Annotated in this window: 18 protein-coding genes; 8 read left to right on the top strand and 10 right to left on the bottom strand. The window is 73.4% G+C overall.

Features of this window, described 5'->3' with window-relative positions; all coding sequences use genetic code 11:
* Positions 1 to 62: 62 nt before the first annotated feature.
* Positions 63 to 923, bottom strand: coding sequence for a hypothetical protein (locus B073_RS0128195; RefSeq protein WP_018541436.1), 861 nt, complete (start codon positions 921 to 923; stop codon positions 63 to 65).
* 252 nt (positions 924 to 1175) lie between these two features.
* Between B073_RS0128195 and B073_RS41390 the strand changes: the two genes are divergently transcribed.
* On the top strand, positions 1176 to 1361 hold the full coding sequence (locus B073_RS41390) for a hypothetical protein (protein ID WP_037812999.1): 186 nt from the start codon (positions 1176 to 1178) through the stop codon (positions 1359 to 1361).
* A gap of 253 nt (positions 1362 to 1614) precedes the next feature.
* The gene (locus B073_RS0128205) at positions 1615 to 3198 is read left to right on the top strand and encodes an FAD-binding oxidoreductase (RefSeq protein ID WP_018541438.1); all 1584 of its coding nucleotides are present in this window, start codon (positions 1615 to 1617) and stop codon (positions 3196 to 3198) included.
* Positions 3199 to 3272: 74 nt separating this feature from the next.
* On the opposite strand, the gene B073_RS0128210 is transcribed toward B073_RS0128205, so the two are convergent.
* Positions 3273 to 4007, bottom strand: coding sequence for a phosphatase PAP2 family protein (locus B073_RS0128210; protein WP_018541439.1), 735 nt, complete (start codon positions 4005 to 4007; stop codon positions 3273 to 3275).
* 220 nt (positions 4008 to 4227) lie between these two features.
* The gene (locus B073_RS0128215) at positions 4228 to 5232 is read right to left on the bottom strand and encodes an NlpC/P60 family protein (protein ID WP_026247804.1); all 1005 of its coding nucleotides are present in this window, start codon (positions 5230 to 5232) and stop codon (positions 4228 to 4230) included.
* A 406-nt stretch (positions 5233 to 5638) separates the two neighbouring features.
* Between B073_RS0128215 and B073_RS0128220 the strand changes: the two genes are divergently transcribed.
* From B073_RS0128220 to B073_RS0128245, 6 genes are all read left to right on the top strand, one after another.
* Positions 5639 to 5947: a hypothetical protein gene (locus B073_RS0128220; RefSeq protein ID WP_018541441.1), complete on the top strand. Its 309-nt coding sequence runs from the start codon at positions 5639 to 5641 to the stop codon at positions 5945 to 5947.
* A gap of 634 nt (positions 5948 to 6581) precedes the next feature.
* Positions 6582 to 7433 (top strand): hypothetical protein, encoded by an 852-nt coding sequence (locus B073_RS0128225; RefSeq protein ID WP_018541442.1) that lies wholly within the window; start codon positions 6582 to 6584, stop codon positions 7431 to 7433.
* Positions 7423 to 8730, top strand: coding sequence for a hypothetical protein (locus tag B073_RS0128230; RefSeq protein WP_018541443.1), 1308 nt, complete (start codon positions 7423 to 7425; stop codon positions 8728 to 8730). Before B073_RS0128225 ends, B073_RS0128230 begins: the two co-directional genes overlap by 11 nt.
* A complete protein-coding gene (locus B073_RS0128235) occupies positions 8727 to 10292 on the top strand; it encodes an SCO6880 family protein (protein WP_018541444.1) in 1566 nt (521 codons plus the stop codon). Before B073_RS0128230 ends, B073_RS0128235 begins: the two co-directional genes overlap by 4 nt.
* 53 nt (positions 10293 to 10345) lie before the next feature.
* Positions 10346 to 11821 (top strand): ATP-binding protein, encoded by a 1476-nt coding sequence (locus tag B073_RS0128240; protein ID WP_026247805.1) that lies wholly within the window; start codon positions 10346 to 10348, stop codon positions 11819 to 11821.
* 14 nt (positions 11822 to 11835) lie between these two features.
* Entirely contained in the window at positions 11836 to 13368 is a 1533-nt protein-coding gene (locus B073_RS0128245; RefSeq protein ID WP_018541446.1) for a TraM recognition domain-containing protein, read from the top strand.
* Between the two features lie 21 nt (positions 13369 to 13389).
* Here the strand turns inward: B073_RS0128245 and B073_RS0128250 are convergent, their stop codons facing one another.
* The 7 genes from B073_RS0128250 to B073_RS0128280 all read right to left on the bottom strand — a co-directional run bounded on the left by B073_RS0128250 (position 13390) and on the right by B073_RS0128280 (position 22665).
* On the bottom strand, positions 13390 to 14226 hold the full coding sequence (locus B073_RS0128250; protein ID WP_018541447.1) for a thioesterase II family protein: 837 nt from the start codon (positions 14224 to 14226) through the stop codon (positions 13390 to 13392).
* Positions 14216 to 15025: an SDR family NAD(P)-dependent oxidoreductase gene (locus B073_RS0128255; RefSeq protein ID WP_018541448.1), complete on the bottom strand. Its 810-nt coding sequence runs from the start codon at positions 15023 to 15025 to the stop codon at positions 14216 to 14218. Before B073_RS0128255 ends, B073_RS0128250 begins: the two co-directional genes overlap by 11 nt.
* Before the next feature lie 10 nt (positions 15026 to 15035).
* Positions 15036 to 15782: a 3-oxoacyl-ACP reductase family protein gene (locus B073_RS0128260; protein ID WP_018541449.1), complete on the bottom strand. Its 747-nt coding sequence runs from the start codon at positions 15780 to 15782 to the stop codon at positions 15036 to 15038.
* A 114-nt stretch (positions 15783 to 15896) separates the two neighbouring features.
* Positions 15897 to 18800: an aminotransferase class III-fold pyridoxal phosphate-dependent enzyme gene (locus tag B073_RS0128265; RefSeq protein WP_018541450.1), complete on the bottom strand. Its 2904-nt coding sequence runs from the start codon at positions 18798 to 18800 to the stop codon at positions 15897 to 15899.
* A gap of 13 nt (positions 18801 to 18813) precedes the next feature.
* Entirely contained in the window at positions 18814 to 20193 is a 1380-nt protein-coding gene (locus B073_RS0128270) for a beta-ketoacyl synthase N-terminal-like domain-containing protein (RefSeq protein WP_018541451.1), read from the bottom strand.
* Positions 20183 to 21460, bottom strand: a complete 1278-nt coding sequence (locus B073_RS0128275; protein ID WP_018541452.1) for a beta-ketoacyl-[acyl-carrier-protein] synthase family protein — start codon at positions 21458 to 21460, stop codon at positions 20183 to 20185. The genes B073_RS0128270 and B073_RS0128275 overlap by 11 nt, the downstream gene beginning before the upstream one ends.
* On the bottom strand, positions 21457 to 22665 hold the full coding sequence (locus B073_RS0128280) for a beta-ketoacyl synthase N-terminal-like domain-containing protein (RefSeq protein ID WP_018541453.1): 1209 nt from the start codon (positions 22663 to 22665) through the stop codon (positions 21457 to 21459). The genes B073_RS0128275 and B073_RS0128280 overlap by 4 nt, the downstream gene beginning before the upstream one ends.
* Position 22666: the final 1 nt, after the last annotated feature.

Consider the following 22666-nt stretch of genomic DNA (forward strand, 5'->3'; position numbering starts at 1 on the left):
CGCACATGGCACGGAAGGACCATTTCCGCACCGGCGGCCCCGGCGATCCCCCGCCTCCCGCGCTACGAGGACGCCGAGGCGATCTTCCCGGTGTAGATGTCCTCCCGGTCCGGCAGCCGCACCGCGACCTTGGACCCGAACCCGTACAGCTCGGTCGTGGACGTCACCGCCGCCCCGGCCGGCGCCCCGTTGGCGAAGTGGAACCGCTGGCGGACCTTGCGCAGCCGCCCGGCGTCGTCCAGATACGCGTCGAACGGCACCACGTCGGTGGTGAACCCTTTTTCCGCAGCCACCAGCGCGGGCCTGCTCCGGGCCGACGCCGCCCCGGCGGCCGCGGTCAGATCGGTCGTCCCGCGGTAGTGCCGCACCACCGCACCGCCCAGCCGCTCCTCCCCCTGGTACGTCACCTCCCGTGCGCCGCGCAGGAGTTCGGCGGCGGCCAGCGGATCGGTGGCCCCGCCGGTGACCAGATTCCCGTCGGAGAGCGTCGCGGTGTCCACCCGCACCCACTTGTCGGCCGGCACGCCCGCCCCGCGGTTCTTCATGAACAGCGCGCCGGGCGCCAGGATCTCGGTGATCGGCTGGTGGCCGCCGCTGGGCTTGCCCTTGAGATCCGGCAGCACCACCCGCAGCTGCCCGCTCGCGGCCCCGAAGTCGTAGCCCCCGGCGCCCCGGATCGCCACCCGCGTCCCGCCGCTGACCGTCTCCATCACCGTGCGCACCTTGGCGGTGCCGGCCCGGACCAGCGCCTCCACGCTCCGCCGCAGCTGCACCGCGGCCGCCGCCGGCCCGGGCACCAGCTGGTCGTCCGCCGCCGCCCCGTTCGGCGAACAGCCCGTCGTCACCAGCAGCCCCGCCATCAGCCCCGTCCCGCACACCACGGCCGCGGCGACCGCGCCCCCTCGCCTGTCCTGCACCACCATGCGTACGAGCCCCCTCGGCCGCTGTGTCCGGGACCGCCTGGGCCGGCCGGTCCCCTCGGGACGGTCGGACGTCCCGCCCCGACTCGTCTGACGGTGCGTCGACCGCTCCGTTCAACGACCGTTGGGGGGCCTCGTCACGCACGGGGGGAGGGAGCGCAGCCCCTGTCGTCGCACTCCCGTCGTTCGCCCGGAGTGCGTGCCGGGCGGCGACCCGGCAGACGGGAGTTCGACGACAGGGGCTAGCGTGGCGGGGTGCCCGAATCAGTACCGCACCGCACCTTCACCATCGAGCGCGGTTCCTTCTGTCTGGCCCGTTGCGACTGCGGGTGGACGGGGATGGCCCGGCGTGCCCGCTCCCAGGCGCGGGCCGACGCCGAGCGGCATCTGGCCGCCGTGCGGGGCGACTCCGGCGCCGGCTTCGAACATCCGGCGGAATGACCCGGTCCGTTCCGGGAACCCCGCACCCCCCGCGGCGCATCTCATGGGGGTAGTGGGGGTCACAACAGCACCGCGCGGCAACGGACTTCACTCGCGATACCGGGCGTAACGGCACAAGGGGGACGTGCCCGGCCGGTCCCGCCGAGGGCGATGTCCCGCCCGGTGCGGTGTCCCGCACACGCCCCGCGGCCGACGGCCGGACGAACGGCGGGCCGGGGCCGGACCGTACGACAACCAAGGGGGATTCATCCCAGTGAAGCGGCGCACACTCCTGACGGCCGGCGGCGGACTCGCGGCCACCTCCCTCGCCTGGGCGACCGGCTGCGACGGCCCGGGCGGCGAGCGCGCCGCGGCGGCCACCGGCACGGCCGGCAACACCATGAGCAGCGCGGCCGCCGCCAAGAGCCCCGCCACACAGGCCGCCTGGAGCGCGCTCGGCAAGAGCCTGGACGGCGACCTGATACGCGCGACCGACGCCTCCTACGCCTCCGCCCGACGCCTCTACAACACCCGCTTCGACACCCTCAAGCCGTCCGCCCTCGCCTACGTCAAGCACCCCGGCGACATAGCCGAGTGCCTGGCCTTCGCCCGCCGCTACAACGCCCCGGTCGCCATCCGCAGCGGCGGCCACTCCTACGCGGGCTACTCCAGCGGCGACGGCAAGCTCGTCATCGACGTCTCGGCGCTGAACAAGGTCGGCGCGCCCTCCGGCGGCATCACCCGGATCGGCGCCGGCGCCAAACTCATCGACGTCTACGAGGGCCTGGCCCCGCACGGCGTCACGGTGCCGGGCGGCTCCTGCCCCACCGTCGGCATATCCGGCCTGACGCTGGGCGGCGGCCATGGCGTGGTCTCCCGGGCGTACGGGCTGACCTGCGACAGCCTGGTCGGCGCCACCGTCGTCACGGCCGACGGCAAGACCGTCGACTGCGACCAGGACCACCACCCCGACCTCTTCTGGGCGCTGCGCGGCGCCGGCAACGGCAACTTCGGCGTGGTCACCGAACTCCGCTTCCGCACCCACCCGGCACCCCGCGCCGTGATGGCGTACCTGACCTGGCCATGGTCGAAGGCCGCGGCGGTACTGGGCTCCTGGCAGAAGTGGGGCCCGGACCAGGCCGACGAGATATGGTCCGCGGCCCACTTCGACGCCCGGCCGGGCGGCACCCCGGCCGTCTCCGTCGCGGCCTTCTCGCTCGGCAGCCGGCGCGACCTCCAGAACGCCCTAGACAAGCTCGCCGACCAGCCCGGCGGCCCCGGCCCGGCCACCCACGTCCGCCTCACCCCGATCGGCTACCTGGACGCGATGGAGGCGTACGCCGGCTGCTCGTCCAAGTCCACCGCGCAGTGCCACATGCCGGGCACGCTGCCCGGCCACACCGGCGCCGGCACGCTGGGCCGGGAGACCTACGCCGCCCGCTCGCACTTCTTCGACCGCTCGCTGTCCGCGGCCGGCATCCACACCCTGCTGACGCAGATCGAGGCCGGCGGCCGCAAGGGCGTCACCGGCAATGTCGCACTGACCGCGCTCGGCGGCGCGATCAACCGCGTGGGCACCGGCGACACCGCCTTCGTCCACCGCCGCTCCCGCTTCCTCGCCCAGTACCTGGCGTCCTGGCCGGCCGGGGGCTCCGGCGCCACCCGCACCGCCTGGCTGAACGGCTTCCACACCGCGATGCAGCGCCACTCCTCGGGCGCGGCGTACCAGAACTACACCGACCCCGGCCTGTCCGACTGGAAGTCCGCCTACTACGGAGCGGCCGGCGCCCGCCTCGACAAGGTCAAGCAGACCTACGACCCGCAGCGGCTGTTCAGCACCTTCGCCCAGGCCCTCTGACGTCGCACACGCCCCGCAACAAGGCGATGGCCCGGCCCCTTTCCCCAGGGGCCGGGCCGTCGTCCTGCGCGTCGTCAGGCGGCCAGGTCCTTGTCCCGCTCGCGGTGGTGCAGCGCCGGCTCCGCGGCGGCCACCGGACCGGCTCCGGCTCCGGCCCCGGCCTCGTCGCCGCCCGCCGCCGGCTCCGCCGGGCGGCCCCCGGCCCGCACCAGCCGGCTCAGCGGCGACCGCTCGACCGCCGTCGTCAGCGGCACCAGCAGCGCCTGCGCGAGCGGCGCCAGCAGCAGCGCGACGGCCGTGCCGAGCGCGAACCCGCCGATCACGTCCGTCGGGTAGTGCACGCCCATGTAGACCCGGCAGAAGCCCTCGAGCAGCGCCAGCCCGATCCCGACCAGCCCGAAGCGGCGGTGCGCGATGAAGAGCCCGACGCCGACGGCCATGGTGAGCGTGGCGTGGTCGCTGACGAACGAGAAGTCGCTCTTGCCGGGGATCAGCACCGCGAGCCCGGCGTGGTCCTTGAACGGCCGCGGCCGCTCGACGAATCCGCGGATCGGGATGTTGGCCAGCAGCGCCAGCCCGGCGGCCAGCGGCGCCCAGAGGAGCCCGGCGATCGCGGCCGCTCCGTCCGGCCGGCGGCGGGCGCCCCACCAGGCGAGCAGACACAGCACTCCGAGGGCGGCGATGATGCCGTACTCACCGATGAACTCCATCGCGCCGTTCACCCAGTGCGGGGCGTCCTTCGCGAGGCCGTTGATGCCGTCGAGCACGTCGACGTCGGGGTTCGGCCCCTCGAATGCGAGTCCAGCCATCTACCGTGGCCCCTTATCTTCCGCGCGCCACGCGAGCGCCGCCTAGTGCTACCAACCCCCGTTGCCGATCTGTGTGGCCGTCGAGCCCGTGCTGCCGTGCGCGCTGCGGTGTCCCCACGCCAGGGAAACGTGCCGCGCACCCCCGGCGTTCCACTCTCCACGGGATGATCACCAGGACGTTATCCAAGCTTGACACGTCACCGCAGTTCAGGACTTATGTTCACCCGCCGTTCCCGGTCGGGAGCGCTTTCGCGCCATCCGACGTGACGCGGGTGGCGCCGATGTAGTCCGGTGTGTCGATCTTGTCGAACCGGATGACGGCGCCGGTGTAGGGCGCGTTGATCATGTACCCGCCGCCGACGTAGATGCCCACGTGGTGGATGGAGCGCGGGTCGTTCAGGTCGTGGGCGAAGAACACCAGGTCGCCCGGGAGCAGTTCGTTCCGCTTGGGGTGCGGGCCGGCGTTCCACTGGTCGTTGGCCACCCGCGGCAGCTCGATGCCCACCGACTCGTACGCGGCCTTGGTCAGCCCGGAGCAGTCGAACCGCCCGCCCTGGTCCGGGGTGCCGGTGCCGCCCCACAGATACGGCGTGCCGAGCTTGCTCTGCGCGTAGTAGATGGCCGCCGCGGCCTGCCGGGAGGGCGCCACCGGGCCGGCCGGCGCCTCGAAGCTCTTGGCCAGCGTCGTGATGGTCTTCACGTAGTTCTGCGTCTCGCGGTACGGCGGTACGCCGTTGAACTGGATGACGCGGTAGGCGCCGGCGTTGTACGCCGCGAGCATGTTCTCGGTGGCGTTGCCCGCCGCGTGCTTCACATAGCTCGCCAGCTCGCAGTCGTACGACGCGGCGGACGGGATGGCGTCCTCCGGGTCCCAGATGTCCTTCCTGCCGTCGCCGTTGCCGTCGATGCCGTGGGTGGCCCACGTCTCCGGGATGAACTGGGCTATCCCGCGGGCGTCCGCGGGGCTCTGGGCCCGCGCGTTCCAGCCGCTCTCCTGATAGAGCTGGGCCGCCAGCAGCGCGGGGTTTATGGCCGGGCAGAGCGTGCCCCACTTCTGCACCAGCGACTGGTACGCGGCCGGCACCGCGCCCTTGGCCAGCCCCACCGCCCGGCCGGCGGCCCCCGCCAGTCCGGCCGCCGCCCCGTACGTACCGATCACAAGCAGCCCTACCAGGCAGAGCATCAGCCCCACCCCGAGCCCGCCGGCCACCCAGAATTTCCGCACCCCCCAACCCTCCCCCATTCAGGCGCGGTTCACAGCCCTTTCGCCGGCCGCCGCACGCGGGGCGGCCGCACCGCGGCGCACGGGGCGGCGCATGGGGCGCTTCGAACGGTGTGCGATCCCCGTCACATCCGCGCTCCGGCACGACCCGACCGCCGCCCCGCCGCTGCCGCTCAACCCGGAAGACCCCGACAGTCGTTGCTCAGCGTTATAGCCCGTGATACACACGGTGATGACGGGGCGGGGGCGGGCGACGCAGGGACCCGCGGACACCACACCCCCACCGGATCCGTCGAAGAATGCCGCCAAGTCGACATCTGATGGCGTCTTCGTCGGCGAAGATAGAGACTGATCCCGTGCCGAACGGCACGGTTCGGCAACTACCCATCAAGGGGCGGTGAGTTCACACATGTTCATTGCGGCCGAAAAGGGCGACATCACCACCATCATCGGCGGAATCGCCCCGGACTGGGGGCCGTTCGGCAGCCTGGGCAACGAGGCCCGTGTGATGGTCGAGGTCATCATGGCGGTGGCGATCCTGCTCTGCCTCGGCATCGCCATCTGGGGCGCCGCCAAGCAGCGCATCGGCGCCACGGCACTCCGCGACACCTTCAGCGCCGAGCAGGGCAAGGGCCTGATCGTGGCCGGCCTCACCGGCGTCTTCATCATCGGCTCACTGGGCACGCTGTTCACCATCGTCTACGGGATGGCGGTCTAGGGCGCTTGCGCGGGGTCGGTCCGGGGCGGTGGACGCCCCGCTCGCCGACCGGCCCCGGCACTCCGCGGTCCGAACTCCGCACCGTCCAGGCGTCGGGAGGGCCACACTGCGGGCCACACTGAGGGCGGCACGGAGGGCGACGCCCCCCAGCCCTGCCCGCCGCCACCGGTCGCCACACCGCGCACGTCGGCACGCGCGCGTCCCGGCGCCGCACCGTGTGCGCCCCCGCCCTTCTTCCCTCCGCCGTCCCGTGCCCTCCCGTACCCCCGGATGTCCCACCCTCCAGCCCGAGGCCCCATGCTGACGCCCCCACACCCCGGCCCGCGGGTCCCTGAGCCGCGCCGTGACGACGCCCGCCACCAGCGGGCCGATTGGGTCGCCCGCAGCGCGGGGACAGGTGCTTCCGGAGACCGGCAGCCCGCGGCGGGCGTGCGACGGGCCGCGGGCACAAACCGCCCAGAGTCCCCCATTCGCCCCCGTCGCCCAGCAACTGAGGACCCGTCACGGTGAGATGTACTCGTACCACTTCACCCGAGCCGCCGCCCACGCGGCTACGGTCATATGAAGGCGGCACACCAACGGCACGGACGGCGAGGGCGGCAGCGGCGATGGCGGCAGAGGGGGCACAGGCGCGATGAGTATCGGCGACGACGGAGGCTACGGCGACGGCCGCGGCTCCGGCACGGGCCAGACCAGAACCAGACTCCCGGACGGCGAGAGCGACAGCTACGGCACGCCCCGCCGCGGCCGGTCCGGTCTTTCCAGCCGCAACCTCGTCACGGTCGTCGGCGTGGTCGTCCTGCTGATCGCGGCCATCGCCTTCGCCAACCGCGGCGGCAGCGGCAACAGCGAGACCGGCACCGGCTCCACCGGCTCCCCCAAGGACCAGGCCGCGGCCCAACCCACCGCCCCCACCGGCACCAAGCCGGTCACCGGCACCTCCGCGGGCATCGCCACGGGCTTCCCGAAGACCGAACAGGGGGCCCAGTCGGCGGCGGCGAATTATGTGGTGGCGTTGGGCTCCAGCGGCATGTTCAACCGCGACCAGCGGCACCAGATCATCGGGACGGTGATGGCGCCGCCGGCTGTCGATTCCTTCCAGAGCAAGCTCGATGCCCTCTACTCTCCGCAGTTCTACAAGAACGCGGGCCTGAAACCGGATGGCACCGCCCCGGCGGGCATGACGTTCGTCAACCGCACCATCCCGGTCGGCACCAAGAACACCGCGTTCTCCGCCTCGTCGGCAACCGTCGAAGTGTGGTGCACCGGCCTGCTCGGCCTGGCCGGCGAGGGTTCCACCAAGCCGGTGACCACGAACTGGCTCACCTTCACCGTGAAGCTGGCCTGGACCGGCGGCGACTGGAAGACACTGAGCTATTCGGAGAAAAACGGTCCGGCGCCGGTCAGCGGTGACGTCCCCGCTTCCGGGGCGAAGGAGATCGCGGGAGCGGTCGCAGGGTACGGAGGTTTCACCTATGCCCGGTAGTCCGCTCGGCCGCCGCACGCTGTCCCGCGTGTCCGTGGTGGCGGCTGTCCAAGCCTCGGTGATCCTCTTCGCCACCCGGGCGTTCGCCGATCCGAGCCCCAAACCCTCCGGTGACACGTGCGACCTCGTGCCCGGTGCCGCCAAGCAGTTCTGCGAGAACGGCGACAAGGCAGGAACGGGTACACCCAAACTCCCCAGCGGCAACCCCCTGGACAACAACCCCCTAGACCCCCTCGGTTCGTTGGCGCAGGGTTGTGCGAAGGCTGCTGCGTGGATTGTCGACAAGCTGTCGGAGGCGGTGAAGGCCACTTCGCAGGTGGACTTCACCAATTCGGCGTTTCTGCGGCAGTACGCGGTGGTCTTCGCCGCGTCCACCGTGCTGACGCTCGTGCTGTGGCTGCTGGCCGTCGCCAAGCGGGCGGTGCGGGGGGTGCGGCTGACGGAGGCGATCAGCGAGGCGGTCGGGTTCCTGTGGCTGACGGTGCTGGCGTCCGCGTTCACGCCGTTGATCCTCTACACGGTGGTGTCGGCGACCGACGGCGTCACCGAGATCATCGCGAAGGGGACGGGGGCGCAGACCGACACGTTCTTCGGGGCGTTCTCGCAGGCGTTGACGAAGGGAACGGACATCGGCGGCGGGCCGATCATGCTGATCGTGGTCTCGCTGGTGTCGGTGCTGGCCGCCGGTGTGCTGTGGCTGGAGCTGGTGATCCGGGCCGCGCTGCTGTACGTCGGGGCGCTGCTGGGGACGGTGGTGTACGCCGGGCTGGTCGACAAGAACATGTGGGGCCATGTGCGGCGTTGGGCCGGCATCATGATTGCGGTGATCATGGTGAAGCCGGTCATCGTGATCGTGCTGGGGATCGCCGGCGCGCTGTCCGGGGACAAGGGGCCGAACGCCTTCTCGGCCGTGGTGTCCGGGCTGGCCATCATCGTCCTGGCGATCTTCGCCAGTGCGGTGATCTACCGCTTCGTGCCGGGCTTCGGTGACGAGATGGTGTCGGCGCGGAGCAGCAAGGGGCGGGCGACGGACGGGAGTCAGGCGGCCGCGATGATCTCGTCGCCGGCGGCGCTGGTGTCGCAGGGCATCAAGACGCACAGCTCCCGCCGGTCGGGCGGGGACGGCGGCGGTGCCGCGCAGGGCGGGCAGTCCCGGCCGGCCGACGCGGTCTCCGGCGGCGTCGCCGCGCACGGCTCCCGTTCGGCGTCGTCGGCCCCGGCGGCCCCGTCGCCCCGGACGAACCCCGGTACCGGCGGCGCCCGCCCCGGTAAGGCACCTGGAGGTGAGGGGCGTTGAGCGCGCCGTCCCAGCCGATCGCGCCGCGGCGCACGTATCTGATCGGCCGTGCCCGGCCCAACGCGGTCATCGGCAAGAACCGGGAGACCGGCGAGGTCGCGCTGATCATCGCCGGGGCGTTCCTCGGGATGATGTGCGGGCTGCTGGTCCCCTCGCTCCCGCTGCGGATCGCCTCGCTGACCGGCTTCCCGATGCTGGGGCTGGCCGTGGTCTACGTGCCGTACAAGGGGCGCACGTACTACAAGTGGTTCGAGGTCCGGCGGAGTTTCCGTCGTACGGTGCGCAAGGGAGGGGCGGTGTACCGCTCCGGGGCGATGGAAGCCGGCGTTCGGCTGGACGGGAGGGAAGTGGAGATCGGGCCGCCGCCCGGTATCGGGCGGATCAGTTGGCTGTCGGCGCCGTTCGGGCCGGACGAGATCGCGGTGCTGCTGCACGCCGACCGGCGGACGGTGACCGCGGCGATCGAGATCGAGGGGCCGGGCGTCGGGCTGCGGGACAGCGAGGACCAGGAGGCGCTGGTCGACCGGTTCGGCACGCTGCTGAAGCACGTCGCCAACGGGGACGGCTTCGTGACGCGGCTGCAGATGCTGGCGCGGACGCTGCCCGCCGATCCGGACGCGCACGCCAAGGACGTCGCACAGCGGGGCGCCGTCGACTCCCCGCGGTGGCTGCAGGAGTCCTACGACCAGCTGCAGTCGATGGTGTCCACGTCCTCCGAGCAGCACCGGGCCTATCTGGTCGCGTGCATGCACTACACCCGGGAGCTGGCCACGGAGGCGGTCACCATGGCCCGGGCCGCGGCCGCCCAGCGCAGCGGGCTGCTGCGCCGGAAGCTGGACCGGGACGCCGGGCTGGCGGTGGTGATGGCGCGCGAACTGACCGACATCTGCGCCCGGCTGACGGAGGCGGACATCCGGGTGCGGCAGCCCCTCGGGCAGGCGCGGCTGGCGTCGCTGGTGCACTCCATGTACGACCCGGACCACCCGATCGACCACATCCAGGCGATGAGCAGGCGCAACGCCTGGCCGGCCGAGCTGGACGCGACCGAGCCGACGTACCTCCAGGCCAAGACCCGGGAGTCGTCGACGCGGGCGCCCTGGTGCCACGCCACCGCCTGGGTCAAGGAGTGGCCGCTGACCCCGGTGGGCGTCAACTTCCTCGCGCCGCTGCTCGTCCACACCCCGGACGTGATCCGGACGGTCGCGGTCTGCATGGACCTGGAGCCCACCGAGGTGGCCATCGAGCGGATGCTGACGGAGAAGACGAACGACGACGCGGAGGCCAGTCGGGCGGCGAAGATGAACCGGGTCGTCGACCCGCGGGACGTGGCGCACCACGGGCGGGTGGACCAGCGCGGCGAGGACCTGGCGTCCGGCGCGGCCGGGGTCAACCTCGTCGGCTACCTCACCGTCTCGTCCCGTTCGCCCGAGGCGCTGGCCCGCGACAAGCGGACCATCCGTGCCTCGGCGGGCAAGTCCTACCTCAAGCTGGAGTGGTGCGATCGGGAACACCACCGGGCGTTTGTGAACACCCTTCCGTTCGCGACCGGTATCCGCCGCTAGACCGGTAGCCGCCAACGCCGCTGTAAGCCCTGGGAGGCGCGTACGTCATGGCCATGTTCGATCCGCTCGGTGCCCTCACCGAAGCCTTCACCAGCTTCCTGTTCGGGAAGGTGGAGACGACACGGCTGCCCGTACGCACCTCCACCGGCCAGGCGCAGGCGGTCTACCTCCCGACGGCGGCGCCGGGCCTGGGCGACTCGGGCGTCATCATCGGGCGGGAGGTGTACTCCGGCAAGGGGTACATCTACGACCCGTTCCAGCTGTACGGGCAGCAGCTGCCGGCGCCGCACTGGCTGGTCCTCGGCGAGTCCGGCAACGGCAAGTCGGCGCTGGAGAAGACCTATGTGCTGCGGCAGCTGCGGTTCCGCGACCGGCAGGTCGTGGTGCTGGACGCCCAGGGCGAGGACGGCGTCGGCGAGTGGAACCTCATCGCCCAGGAGCTGGGGATAACGCCCATCCGCCTGGACCCGTCCGCCGCTCTCAACGGCGGCATCCGTCTCAACCCGCTCGATCCGTCGATCACCACCACCGGTCAGCTGGCCCTGCTCCGGACGATCATCGAGGTCGCCATGGGGCACGGTCTGGACGAACGTTCCGGCTTCGCCCTGAAGGTGGCGCACGCGGCGGTGCTCAGCCCCTACGAGGACACGGCGGACGGCGAGGACGGGGAAAACGGGGCGAGGAGCGCGTCCCGCGGGCGGCAGCCGGTGCTCTCCGACATCGTCGAGCAGCTGCGGCACCCCGAGCCGGCGTCCGCCGAGGCGATGAACGTCGACATAGACGACGTCCGCGCCTGGGGCCTGGACGTGGCGCTGGTGCTGGACCGGCTGGTCGACGGCGACCTGCGCGGCATGTTCGACGGCCCGACCACGGCCGGTATCGACCTGGACGCGCCGCTGATCGTCTTCGACCTCTCGCACATCGACCGGAACTCCATCGCGATGCCGATCCTGATGGCGATCGTCGGCGTCTGGCTGGAGCACACCTGGATCCGCCCGGACCGCAAGAAGCGGATCTTCCTGGTCGAGGAAGCCTGGCACATCATCAACTCACCTTTTGTGGCACAGCTGTTCCAGCGGCTGCTGAAGTTCGGCCGTCGGCTGGGCCTGTCGTTCGTGGCCGTCGTCCACCACCTCAGCGACGTGGTGGACGGCGCGGCCGCGCGGGAGGCCGCGGCGATCCTCAAGATGGCGTCCACCCGGACGATCTATGCGCAGAAGGCCGACGAGGCGCGCGCCACGGGGCTGGTGCTGGGGCTGCCACGCTGGGCGGTGGAGATCATTCCGACCCTGACCCCCGGCATCGCGGTGTGGGACGTCAACGGCAACGTCCAGGTGGTCAAGCACCTCATCACCGAGGCCGAGCGGCCGCTGGTCTACACCGACCGGGCGATGACCGAATCGGCCTCCCTGCCGACGGACGAGGCACGGGCCCTGTCGCTGGCGGCGGACGCCGAGGCCGAGGCGCGTGCCGAGGCCATCGCGCTGGCACGGCAGTTGCGGGACGAGTCGAGCGAGACGGTGGCGTGAGTCGCGGATACGGCGTGGAGCGCGGGTACGACGGCGAGGACGGCTACGCGTACGGCCGCGGCGGTGGCCGGCCCCGGAGCCGGGGCGTGCCCGACGCCCTGCTGGTGGGGCTGATCGGCTTCCTGCTGGGGCTGACGCTGGTGGTGTGGACGGCGACCGGCCTGGCCGGGCTGTTCGCGCACGGCGGCTGGCCGTCGGGGGTGACGTACGGCGGTACGCCGCTGGCGCTGCGGCATCTGGTCACCGCGCCGCACGACATGGCGGCGGCCTGGCCGCACACCCCGAAGGCGGAGCTGTCGGGCTACGGGCTCTTCTGGGGGCTGTTCGTCGGCGAGTTGCTGGTGCTGCTGGTGCTGGGGATCTTCGTGCTGGGGACGGTCGCGCGGTACCGGGCCGTCCGGGCGGCCCGGCGGGCGCCGGCCGTGCCGGTCGCTCCGCAGGCCGCCTTCCCGGCCGCGCCGGAGCCCACCGCGGCACCGGCAGCACCGGCGGCTCCCGTGCCCGCACCCGCCGTTCCCACCGTTCCCACCGCGCCTGTCGTGCCCGTCGTCCCGCAGGCGCCGCTCGGGGCCGCGACGTCCGCGCCCGCCCCCGCGTCCGCCGGCCCTGAACCGGCGCTCCCCCGCGTAGCGTTCGGCCCCGACCGGGCCGCCGCACGGGCCGCGACGCTGGCCGTCGCCACCGCCGCACCCGGCCCGCTGGTCGTCGCCACCACCGACCCGGCGCTCTGGGCCGAGACCAAGGACGCCCGCGCCAAACTGGGCCCGGTGCCGGTCTACGACCCCACGCACCGCCTGGACACCCCGGCCCGGCTGCGCTGGTCGCCCACCGCGGGCTGTGAGGAGATCGGCACCGCCGCCGCCCGGGCCGTGGCGCTGCTGGCGCCGGTCCGGCCGGCCAGTGCCCTGGACTCGGCCGTCGCGGACGCCGCGCAGACCCTGCTGCGCTGCTGGCTGCACGCCGCCGCGCTGGACGGCCGGCCGTTCGGCCAGCTGCACCGCTGGGCGCACGCGGCGGGCGGCGCCCAGGAGCCGGTCCGCATCCTGCGCACCCACACCAAGGCGGCCGCCGGGCAGGCCGGGGAGCTGGAGTCGGTGCTCACGGCGCACGCCGAACGCCGGGAGCTGGCGCGGGAGTTGGTCGGCCGGTCGCTGACCGCGCTCTCCTCGGTCCATATCCGTGACGCCAGCAATCCGCTTCGCTCGGATGTGCTCGTCCTCGAATCATTCATCGCCGAGGGGGGAACGCTGTACGTGGTGGGCGAGTCCATCGAGGACCCGCGCACCGACCCGGGTGCGATGCCGCTGCTCACCGCACTCCTCTCGCACGTGGTCGAGCACGGCCGCCGCATGGCCGAACGGTCATCCGACGGTCGGCTCGACCCACCACTCACCCTCGTCCTGGACGACATCGCGGCACTGGCCCCGCTGCCCGCGCTGCCGGGCCTGTTGGAGACGGGCCGGGCGCGCGGGCTGCTGACGCTGGCCACGATGCGCTCCCGCGAGCAGGCCCGCGCCCGCTGGCCGCAGGACTTCGCACCGGCCTGAGGACGCCCGCCGGGCCAGGCCCTACCCGACCGCCGCCGCCACCGCCCGCGGCGGCGCGGTGACCAGGTGATCGGCCAACTCGGCCCAGTGGCCGGCGAGATAGAAGTGGTCGCCGCCGGGGAAGACCCGCAGCCGGAAGCCGCCGGTGGTGTGCTGCTGCCAGGCGGCGACCTCCTCGACGTCGACCAGCGGGTCGTCGTCGCCGGTCAGCGCGGTGACGGGGGCGGCCAGCGGCGGGCCGGGCCGGTGCCGGTAGGTCTCCACCGCCCGGTAGTCGCTGCGGACCACCGGCAGCGCCATGGCCAGCACGTCCGGGTTGTCCAGCAGCCGCGGGTCGGTGCCCCGGGTCCGCCGGATCTCGTCGACCAGGCCGTCGTCGTCCCGGAGGTGGACGGTGCCGCCGCGCACCCGGGACGGCGCCCAGGCGCTGGAGACGAGCAGATGCGCCGGGCCGGTCCCGTCGCGCTCCAGGAGGCGGGCCACCTCGTAGGCCACCAGGGCGCCCATGCTGTGCCCCAGCAGGATCAGCGGGCGGCCGGCCAACGGCGCCAGCGCCCGGTGCACCCCGGCCGCCAGCGCCCGCAGGTCCTCGACGCGGTCCTCCCGGATCCGGTCGTTGCGGCCCGGGTACTGGACGGCCAGCACCTCGTACGGGCGGCCGCCGGCGGTGCGGGCGGCGACGGCGGTGGCCAGCGGCCGGTAGGTGCCGGCGCCGCCGCCCGCGTGCGGGAAGCACACGACCCGGGCGGCGCCGGACGCGGGGTGCGCCGGCCCCGGGCGCAGCCGGCGCAGCCACGGGTCGGCGGCGGGGGCCGGCCGGGGCCGCGGCAGGGTGAGCGTCGCGCGGTCACATCCCACGGGTGTAGCCCCCGTCCACGGTCAGGGACTGCGCCGTGATCGCGGCCGCCCGGTCGGAGACCAGGAAGCCGATGAGCTCGGCGGCCTCCCGCGCCTCGACCAGCCGCCGCAGCGGGATGGACTTGCGCGCCTGGCGCAGCATCCGTGCCGGGTCGGCGCCGATCTCCTCGGCGGAGGCGGCGATCTCGCGGCGCAGCATCGGGGTGTCGATCCAGCCCGGCAGCACGGCGTTGACGGTGATGCCGCGGGCGGCGAGGTCCAGGGCGAGGCCCTTGGTGTAGCCGATCAGGCCGTGCTTGGAGGCGCAGTAGGCGGTGTTCCGCATCTTGCCGGCCTTGCCGAGGATCGACGAGACGTTGACGATCCGGCCCTTGTCGACGAGGTGTTCCAGGCAGGCGGCGGTGACCGCGAAGGTGCCGTGGAGGTTGATCTCCAGCACCCGCAGCCAGGTCTCCTCGTCGTCCGGGCCGTTCTCGTCGGCGACGCCGGCGTTGTTGACGAGGATGTGCAGCGGCCCGGCGGCGCGCAGCGCGGTGCGCAGGGCGCCGCGGACCGCGTCCCGGTCGCGCAGGTCCGCGGCGAGCGCGGTGGCTTCGGCGCCGAGGTCGCGCACCTCCTTGGTGACGGTGTCCAGTTGGGCGGCGTCCCGGTCGAGCAGGACGAGCCGGCCGGCGCCGGACTCGGCCAGCAGCAGGGCCACTTCGCGGCCGATGCCCTGGGCGGCGCCGGTGACCACCGCGGTCCGGCCGGCCAGCTCGCCCGGTACCGGGGCTGCTACGGGGGTGTCCAGTTCACTCATGGCCGGCTCCTCACGCCATCTTCAGGCCGCCGTCGACGTGCAGTACCTCGCCCGTGGTGTAGGTGTTGCGCGGGCTCGCGAGGTACGCCACGGCGTCGGCGATCGTCTCGGGTTCGGCGTACTTCTTCAGCAGCAGCCGGCTCATGATCTCGTCCTCGCCGTGGGCGCGGATGGTGTCGGTCATCTCGGTGTTGATCACGCCGGGGGCGACCGCGTTGACGAGGATGTTGCGGGAGGCCAGCTCCACCGCCATCGCCTTGGTGAAGGACTCCAGACCGCCCTTGGCCGCCGCGTAGTTGGACTGGCCGCGGCCCGGCTTGGAGGCGGAGGACGAGGAGATGTTGACGATCCGCCCGTAGCGCTGCCGCAGCATCGCGGGCGCCACCGCCTGGACGGTGAGCATGGGGGCGACGAGGTTGGTGCGCAGCACGTCCTCGATGTCCGCGAGCCGCTGGTTGACCAGCAGTTCGTCGCGGGTGATCCCGGCGTTGTTGACCAGCACGTCGATCCGGCCGAAGGCGGCGCGGACGTCGGAGACGATCCGCTGCGGCACCTCGGGGTCGGAGATGTCCCCCTGGTACAGCTCGACCTTCCGGCCCAGTTTGGCGATCTGCTCGGCGACCTGTTCCGCCTCCGCCGTGGCGCTGCGGTAGTTGAGGGCGATGGCGCAGCCCTGCTCCGCCAGCCTGACGGCGATGGCGCGGCCGATGCCCCGGCTGCCGCCGGTCACCAGTGCCACCTGGCCTGCGAATTCCATGACGCTGACGTCCTCTCAAGTCCTTTGGGGTCAAGCCCTTTGGGGGGTACGGCACGAAGGGCCGGGCGCCGCACGCGGGAAAACCTGCGACGGGTCGCGTGCGGCGCCCGGGGCTCACACGGAGTGCGCGCTCTTGTAGTCGGCCAGCCGCAGCCCGTGGGCGTCGGCCAGTGCGGCGATGTCGATGACCTGGCGGCGGGTGATGTTCCCGTAGGAGTAGTGCCGGTCGATGCCGGCCAGGCCCATCAGCGCGGTCTCCGCCATGCAGGCGAAGAGCTGGCCGGCCTCCAGGAAGGCCCGCGCCGAGGGGTGCAGGCTCTCGCCGTTGGGGGTGGCGACGATGCCGCCGAGCATGTACGCCAGGTCCGGGCGCCGTGCGGCCAGGTCCGGCACCGCGTTGTTGGGGACCGCGATGTCACAGACCACCGCGTCCGGCGCGAAGTGCTCGCCGGTCAGGAACGGTTCGGGGCTGTTGGAGGCGCACAGCACCAGCTGCGCCTTGTGCAGCGCCTCGGTGTCCTGGGTGACGGTCAGGAACGGGTCCTGGCCGTACCGCTCCTCCAGGTAGGCGGCGATCTCCTTGCCGCGGTCGGCGTCGGCCGGGACCTCGGCGGACGGCCCGTCGGCCAGCCACTTGGCGATCAGCGGCTCCTCGGCCAGCCGGGCCGGGATGCCGGCCAGTTCGCCGCCCTCCACGATCCGCGCCCATGCCTCCTGGTAGATGCCGTGCACGGTGGTGCGCAGCCGCCGCGCGGAGCCGTCCCGGCGGCTGCCGACCAGCACGATCCGGCTGAGCTGCTCGGCGAACAGCTGGCTGTAGACGGAGGCGATGTTGCCGGCGGCGCCGACCACCGCCAGCGTGGCGTCGCCGACCGCGAAGCCGCGGTCCCGCGCGCCGTGCTCCATGGCTTGCACGCCCATGGCGACGGTCAGCGCGTTGCCGGAGGTCAGCGCGATGCCGGGGACGTTCAGGGAGGTGCAGTTGTTGGTGACGATCGAGGTGTACATGCCGAGCCCGGCGACCTCGCAGCCGTCCTCGCGGGCCGCCTGCACCCGCTCCTCGACGTCCGCCCGGATCCCGGCGACGTCGCCGGAGGCGAGATAGCCGCCCATCTGCTCGGAGCCCACCATCAGCGGGTAGAGCGCGAACTCCACGGCGCTGCCCAGCGGCGAGTCGATCCGCACGCCCGGGTAGGGCGCCGCCTTCTTCACCGGGTCCATGCCGAGCACGAACGAGCGCAGCGCGGCGTCGCTCAGGTCGGCCAGCGCCGGGTCCACCTGCCGCAGATGGGCCGGGGTGATCAGGTGGTTGACGAACGCCACCTTGCGGACCGGGCCGGTCACCGGGCGCGGCGCGGGCTGCTCGTAGCCCTCGATGGCGCCGCGGAAGTCGCGGATCTCGGCGCGCGGCTTGGGGATCGTCCGGTCGCTGGCCGGGTGCACCAGGTGCAGGGTGTCCTCGTAGCGCAGGATGCGGCAGAGCCGGTCCAGTGCGCCGCGCAGCCGCTCGATCTCCTCGTCGGTGAGGTACGCGGACGGCTGGATGCGCAGCACGTTGCCGGCGCTGCCGGTCGGCGCGATCCGGATGCGTTCCTGGCGCAGCAGATAGCCGGAGAGCAGATAGCCCAGCGCCCCGGTGTAGGCGCTGCCGCGCAGCACCATGGAGCGGGCCTCGCCCTGCTCGCGCAGCTGGACGCCGACGAACAGGCCCTTGCCGCGGATGTCCTCGATGACGTCCGGATAGGCGGACTTGAGGTCGGCGAGCATCTCCACCAGCCGCTCGCCGCGCTCGGTGACCTGCCGGTACACCTTCCCGTCGTCGGCCTCCAGCATCTCGACGACCTTGCGGGCGATGGACGAGGAGAAGTCGTCCATGGCGAACGTCGAGCTGTGGATGAGGTCGAACTCGCCCTGGTACAGCGACCGGCGCACCAGCATCGCGGAGACCTTGGCCAGGCCGCCGCCCAGCGACTTCGACAGCGTGTAGTAGTCGCCGCGCAGCCCGATCAGCGAGCTGGCCAGGAAGGCGCCGCAGCGGCCCATGCCGCTCTGCACCTCGTCGATGATCAGCGCGGTGCCGACCTTGTTGCAGAACAGCCGGATGGCGCGGCCCTGTTCGGCGGTGAGCGCGTGGATGCCGCCCTCGCCCTGCACCGGCTCGACGAGGAAGGCGGTGATGGCCGGGAAGTCCCGTTCGACGACCCGCACCCGGCCGTCGGCCAGCTCGGTGTCGAGCAGCACCACCCGCTCGTCCTCGGCGATCTCCGCCAGCAGCTCCGGCCGGTCCATGGGGACGAAGCGGACCCGGGTGCCGAGGTTCTGGAACGGGGCGCGGAAGCCGGCGTTGTAGGTGAGCTGGACGCTGCCGACGAGCTTGCCGTGGAAGGACCGCTCCAGGGCCAGGAAGAGCGGCTTGGTGGCCAGCGCCGCCGCGTTGTGGGCGCCGACCGCGGCCAGCAGCCCCTCGATACCGGCGGCCGGGGCGGCCTGCCCCTGGAGGGCCGGCAGCCGGTAGGCGTCCGGGTCGACGGTGGCCGCACCGCGGCGGACCGCGTCCCGGGCCGCCGCCACGTGCGCGGCGACCTCCTCGGCCAGCGCCATGGCCGCGCGCACCCGGACCAGCTCGGCGTGCTTGACGGCCGACTCGACGGCCTCGGCGCCGCTGTTGCCGAAGGTGGCGAGGTACGGCTCCTTGATGCCGGTCTCCCGGCGGACGACGTCGCTGAGCGCCGCGCCGAGCCGGCCGGCCTCGCCGCGCAGCGAGAACTGGGCGTGCACGGCCCGGTTCTGGTCCAGCAGCTCCCTGGCGTGCGCGACGATCTCCGGGTGGTTGTGGCCGAGGATCAGCGAGCCGTAGCCGCCCATCAGGTCCAGGACCGGCACCTGCTCGCCCTGGTCGTCGCGGTGGTAGAGGGTGTTGCCCTCGGCCCGCTCGTACTCGACGTCCAGCCCGAGGGCGGTTAACACCCGCCCCATCTGCGGCTGGACGAACTCGGTGAACGCTGACGTGGTGGACATGACTGGTGGTCTCCTAGACGAGGTGCGGCCGCTCGGCGAGCAGGGCGCCCGCGAACCCGTTGAAACTGCTGTGCAGACTGAGGACGGTGTCGATCCGCCGCTTCCGGGCCGTCCCGGTGACGAAGTCGGTGCCGTCGTCCGGCGGGGTCGCCAGATGCGCGATCGGCGGCAGCTCGCCGGCCGCGAACAGGCTGGGCGCCAGCGCCAGTTCGGCCAGCGGCCCGGCGGCCCCCAGGGTGCCGGTGACCGGCCGCACCGAGCTGACCGGCACGCCGCTGTCCTTCAGCAGCGCCCGCAGCAGCTCGGCCTCGACGGCGTCGTGGTGGACGGTGCCCTTGCCGTCGGCGAGGACGGCGCCGAGGGTGTCCGGCGTCACCCCGTGCGCGGCCAGCAGTCCGCGGGCGCTCTCGGCCAGCGCGGCCGGGCCGACACCGCTGTCCACGGCCGGCCGCAGCGCCGCGCCGAGCACCGTGACCAGCGGGCGGGCCCCGCGCGCCACGGCGTCCCCGGCCCGCTCCAGGACCAGCGCCACCGCGCCCTCGGCCAGCACCGTGCCGTCCCGCCCGGCGTCGAAGCTGCGCAGCGGGGCGGTGCCGTCGGCGCCGGCGGTGAGGTTGCCGGCGCGGTACTGCGCGGCCAGCTTCAGCGGCTCGTTGTAGCTGCCGGCGCCGACGACCAGCGCGGTGTCGCAGTCGCCCTGGCGGAGGCTGAACGCGGCCCGCTGGAGGGCGCCCAGCGCGGCCCCGGCGTCCTGGACGAAGGCCGCGCAGTCGCCGCGGAACCGCCGGGCGATGCTGACCAGCGCCAGGGTGTTGTTGTTCAGCGCCCGGATGACGGTGAACGGGTTGAAGGTCGCGGCGTTGCCGAACGCCTCCGCCACCACCCGCGTGAGATCCGCGCCGACCTGCGGCGAGGTGTCGGTACGGGCCTGGTCGAGCGCCTTGTGGAAGGCGGCCACGCTCAGTTCGGTGGAGTCGTCCTGGGCGACGTAGAGGCCGCGCCGCTCCTCGGGGATGGCCTGCCAGCTCTCGCCGGCCTGCCCCATGGCGTCCTCGGCGGCCAGCACCGCGTTGAAGGTGAACGCGGTGCCGAACTTCCGCAGTTTGTGGGGAACGCTGTCCCGGCTGAGCTGCTGGAGCTCGGCGGGCACGTGCCCGAAGTGGGTGATCCTGCTCGTCCGGACGTAGGGGTCCTGGTACGGCGAGAGCGCGGTCCGCGCCTCCCGCCACGCCGTCCACAGGGCCTCGGGCCCGCGCCCGGTGGGCAGCACCGCGCCGATGCCGGTGACGACGATCGCGTCGGGGTCGAACGCGCCGGGCGAGGCGCTGCCGAAGCTCTCGGCACGGTCGGCGCCGGGAAGGATGTCAGTACTCGAAACGATGTCAGTGCTCATAACCACGCACCACCAGACTGGCGTTGAGTCCGCCGAAGCCGAAGGAATTGCTCACAGCCGCCGACACCTCCTGGTACCGCGCCTTCTCCGGCACGTAGTCCAGGTCGCAGGCCGGATCCGGGTTCTCCAGATTCAGCGTCGGGGGCACGATGCCGTCCCGTACGGACAGCACGGTGGCGATCAGCTCGGGCGCGCCGGCGGCGGCGATCAGATGCCCGAGCATCGTCTTGTTGGCGGTCACCGCCAGCTTCCGGTAGTGCTCGCCGGCCGCGAACACGTCCTTGATCGCCCGGGTCTCGATCGGGTCGTTCAGCGGGGTGGAGGTGCCGTGCGCGTTGACGGAGTCCACCGCCTCCGGCGCCACCCCGCCGTCCGCCAGCGCCCGGCTCATCGCCAGCGCCGCGCCGTGCCCCTCCGGGTGCGGGGCGGTGACCTGGTAGGCGTCCAACGAGCTGCCGAAACCTGCCAGTTCGGCGTAGACCGCCGCGCCGCGCCGGCGGGCGCTCTCCTCGCTCTCCAGCACCAGCATGGCCGCGCCCTCGGCGGCCACCAGCCCGCTGCGGTCCCGGTCGAAGGCCCGGCACAGCCGGTCCCCGAACAGCTCGGAGGTGGACGGCGCGCCCAGCAGGTGCAGCCCGGTCATGGTCGGCAGGTTCAGCACCGAGTCGGCGCCGCCCACCACCATCGCGTCCACCTCCCCGCGCCGGATCATCCGCAGCCCGTGGCCGATGGCGTGGGTGGCGCCGGCGCAGGCGGTGGAGAAGTTCAGCGCCGGGCCGCGCAGCCGGTGCCGGGCCGCGATCCCGGCGGCCAGCGCGTCGTTGGTGCAGAACAGGCCGCTGGCCCGGTCCAGCCGGTCGCGCCGGGCGAACAGCGTCTGCCAACTGGGCAGGCCGTCCTCGCCGATCGCGTGCAGCAGCTCGTAGGGGTCCCGCTCCGGTACGCCCGAGCCGACGGCGGTGCCGATCCGGCCCACCGTGCCCGGGGCGTCGAGGCCGGCGTCGGCCAGCGCCTGCGCGGCGGCCGCCAGCCCGAAGCGGGTGCGCCGCTCCAGCGGCCGGTCCGGGTCCGCCTCGGCGCCGTACCGCGCGGCGAACTCCGCGTCGTCGACGGGCGCGGCGTAGCGCACCGGGAAGTCGTCGACGCCGGGCGGTCGCCAGGCGCGGATCGCCGACCGGCCCGCGGTCAGCCCGTCCCACATGGTCTGCCAGTCGAGGCCCAGTCCGCAGACGGCGCCCAGCCCGGTCACCACGACGCGGCGGCTCATTTCTCGGCTCCTTCCAGTACGACGGCGCACACCTGGCCGCGCGCGCCGCAGGCCAGCACCAGGGCCCGCGGGGCGGGCAGCGCCTCCTCGCGCACCGTGTCGCCGTCGGCGGCCAGCCGCCGCCCGGTGGCCAGGCCGTGCAGCGCCAGCAGCGTGTGCGCCAGCGGGTGGGCGGGGCCCAGCACCCCGGTGGCGCGCTCGGTGGTGAACGCGGCGGGCCGGTCCGCGGTGCCCGCGAAGACCCGGTCCAGGGCGGCCTGCTGGGCCCGTGCGCTGTCCGCCGTCCAGGCGGCGTCGGGCAGCACCCAGCCGATCCCGCCGGCGTCCGTACCGGCCGTCTCCAGGGCGGCGTGGACGGCCTCGGCGATCGCCTCGGCCCGGTCCTCGGGCCCGGCGCCGAACGCCCGCCCGAAACCGGCCAGCCGCGCCCCGGGAGCGCCGTCGCCCACCACGGAGCCCACGCCACCGCTCGCGACACCGTCCGCGCCGCCGCCGGCGGCCCGCTCGGCGAGCAGGAAGGCCGCGCCCTCTCCGGGCACCGCCCCGTTCCAGCCCAGTTCCTCGTACTGCGCGAAGAGCAGCGGATGCACCTTGGGGCTCACCGCCCCGACCAGCGCCGCCTCGTTCTCCCCCTCCGCGACCGACAGCGCCCCGTCGATCAGGGCCTGTAGCCCGGCGTCGGAGAACGGCGAGTACGCGGCCATCGCCCCGGTCAGCCCGAAGACCGCCGAGATGTGCGCGGCCGCGGTGCTGTTGAGGTGGGACAGCCCGCTGAACGGGGGGACCTCCCGGCCGTAGAGGGCGGCGACCTCCGCCGGCGAACCGGCCGCCTTGTGCAGCCGGTCCAGCGCGGAGAACCGCAGCAACTCCTCGTCCACGGTGGGCAGTCCGAGGTAGAGCCCCCACCCGGGGCCGCCGACCGGGCCGCGCGCCGCCGGGCCGGCGAGCGCCAGCCGCGCCCCGTAGAGCGCCATCCGGGCCTGCTTCTCCGAGGTGCGCAGGACCCTGCGGTGCACCCCGAGGGTGGCCGCGTCCGGGTCGTCCACGAGGAAGGCGGTGTCGAACTCCGGCCACGGGCCCGCCAGCGCCTCGGCCGGACTACGGGTGTCCTTGCCGGCGACCAGGGTCTCCCACAGGTCGCCCGGACCGGTGCCGGCCGCGGTGTAGAGCCCGGGCGCGGTCAGCCGTACGTGATGCCTTGTCATC

The organism is Streptomyces sp. MspMP-M5, from assembly GCF_000373585.1.
Taxonomy (GTDB): Bacteria; Actinomycetota; Actinomycetes; order Streptomycetales; family Streptomycetaceae; genus Streptomyces.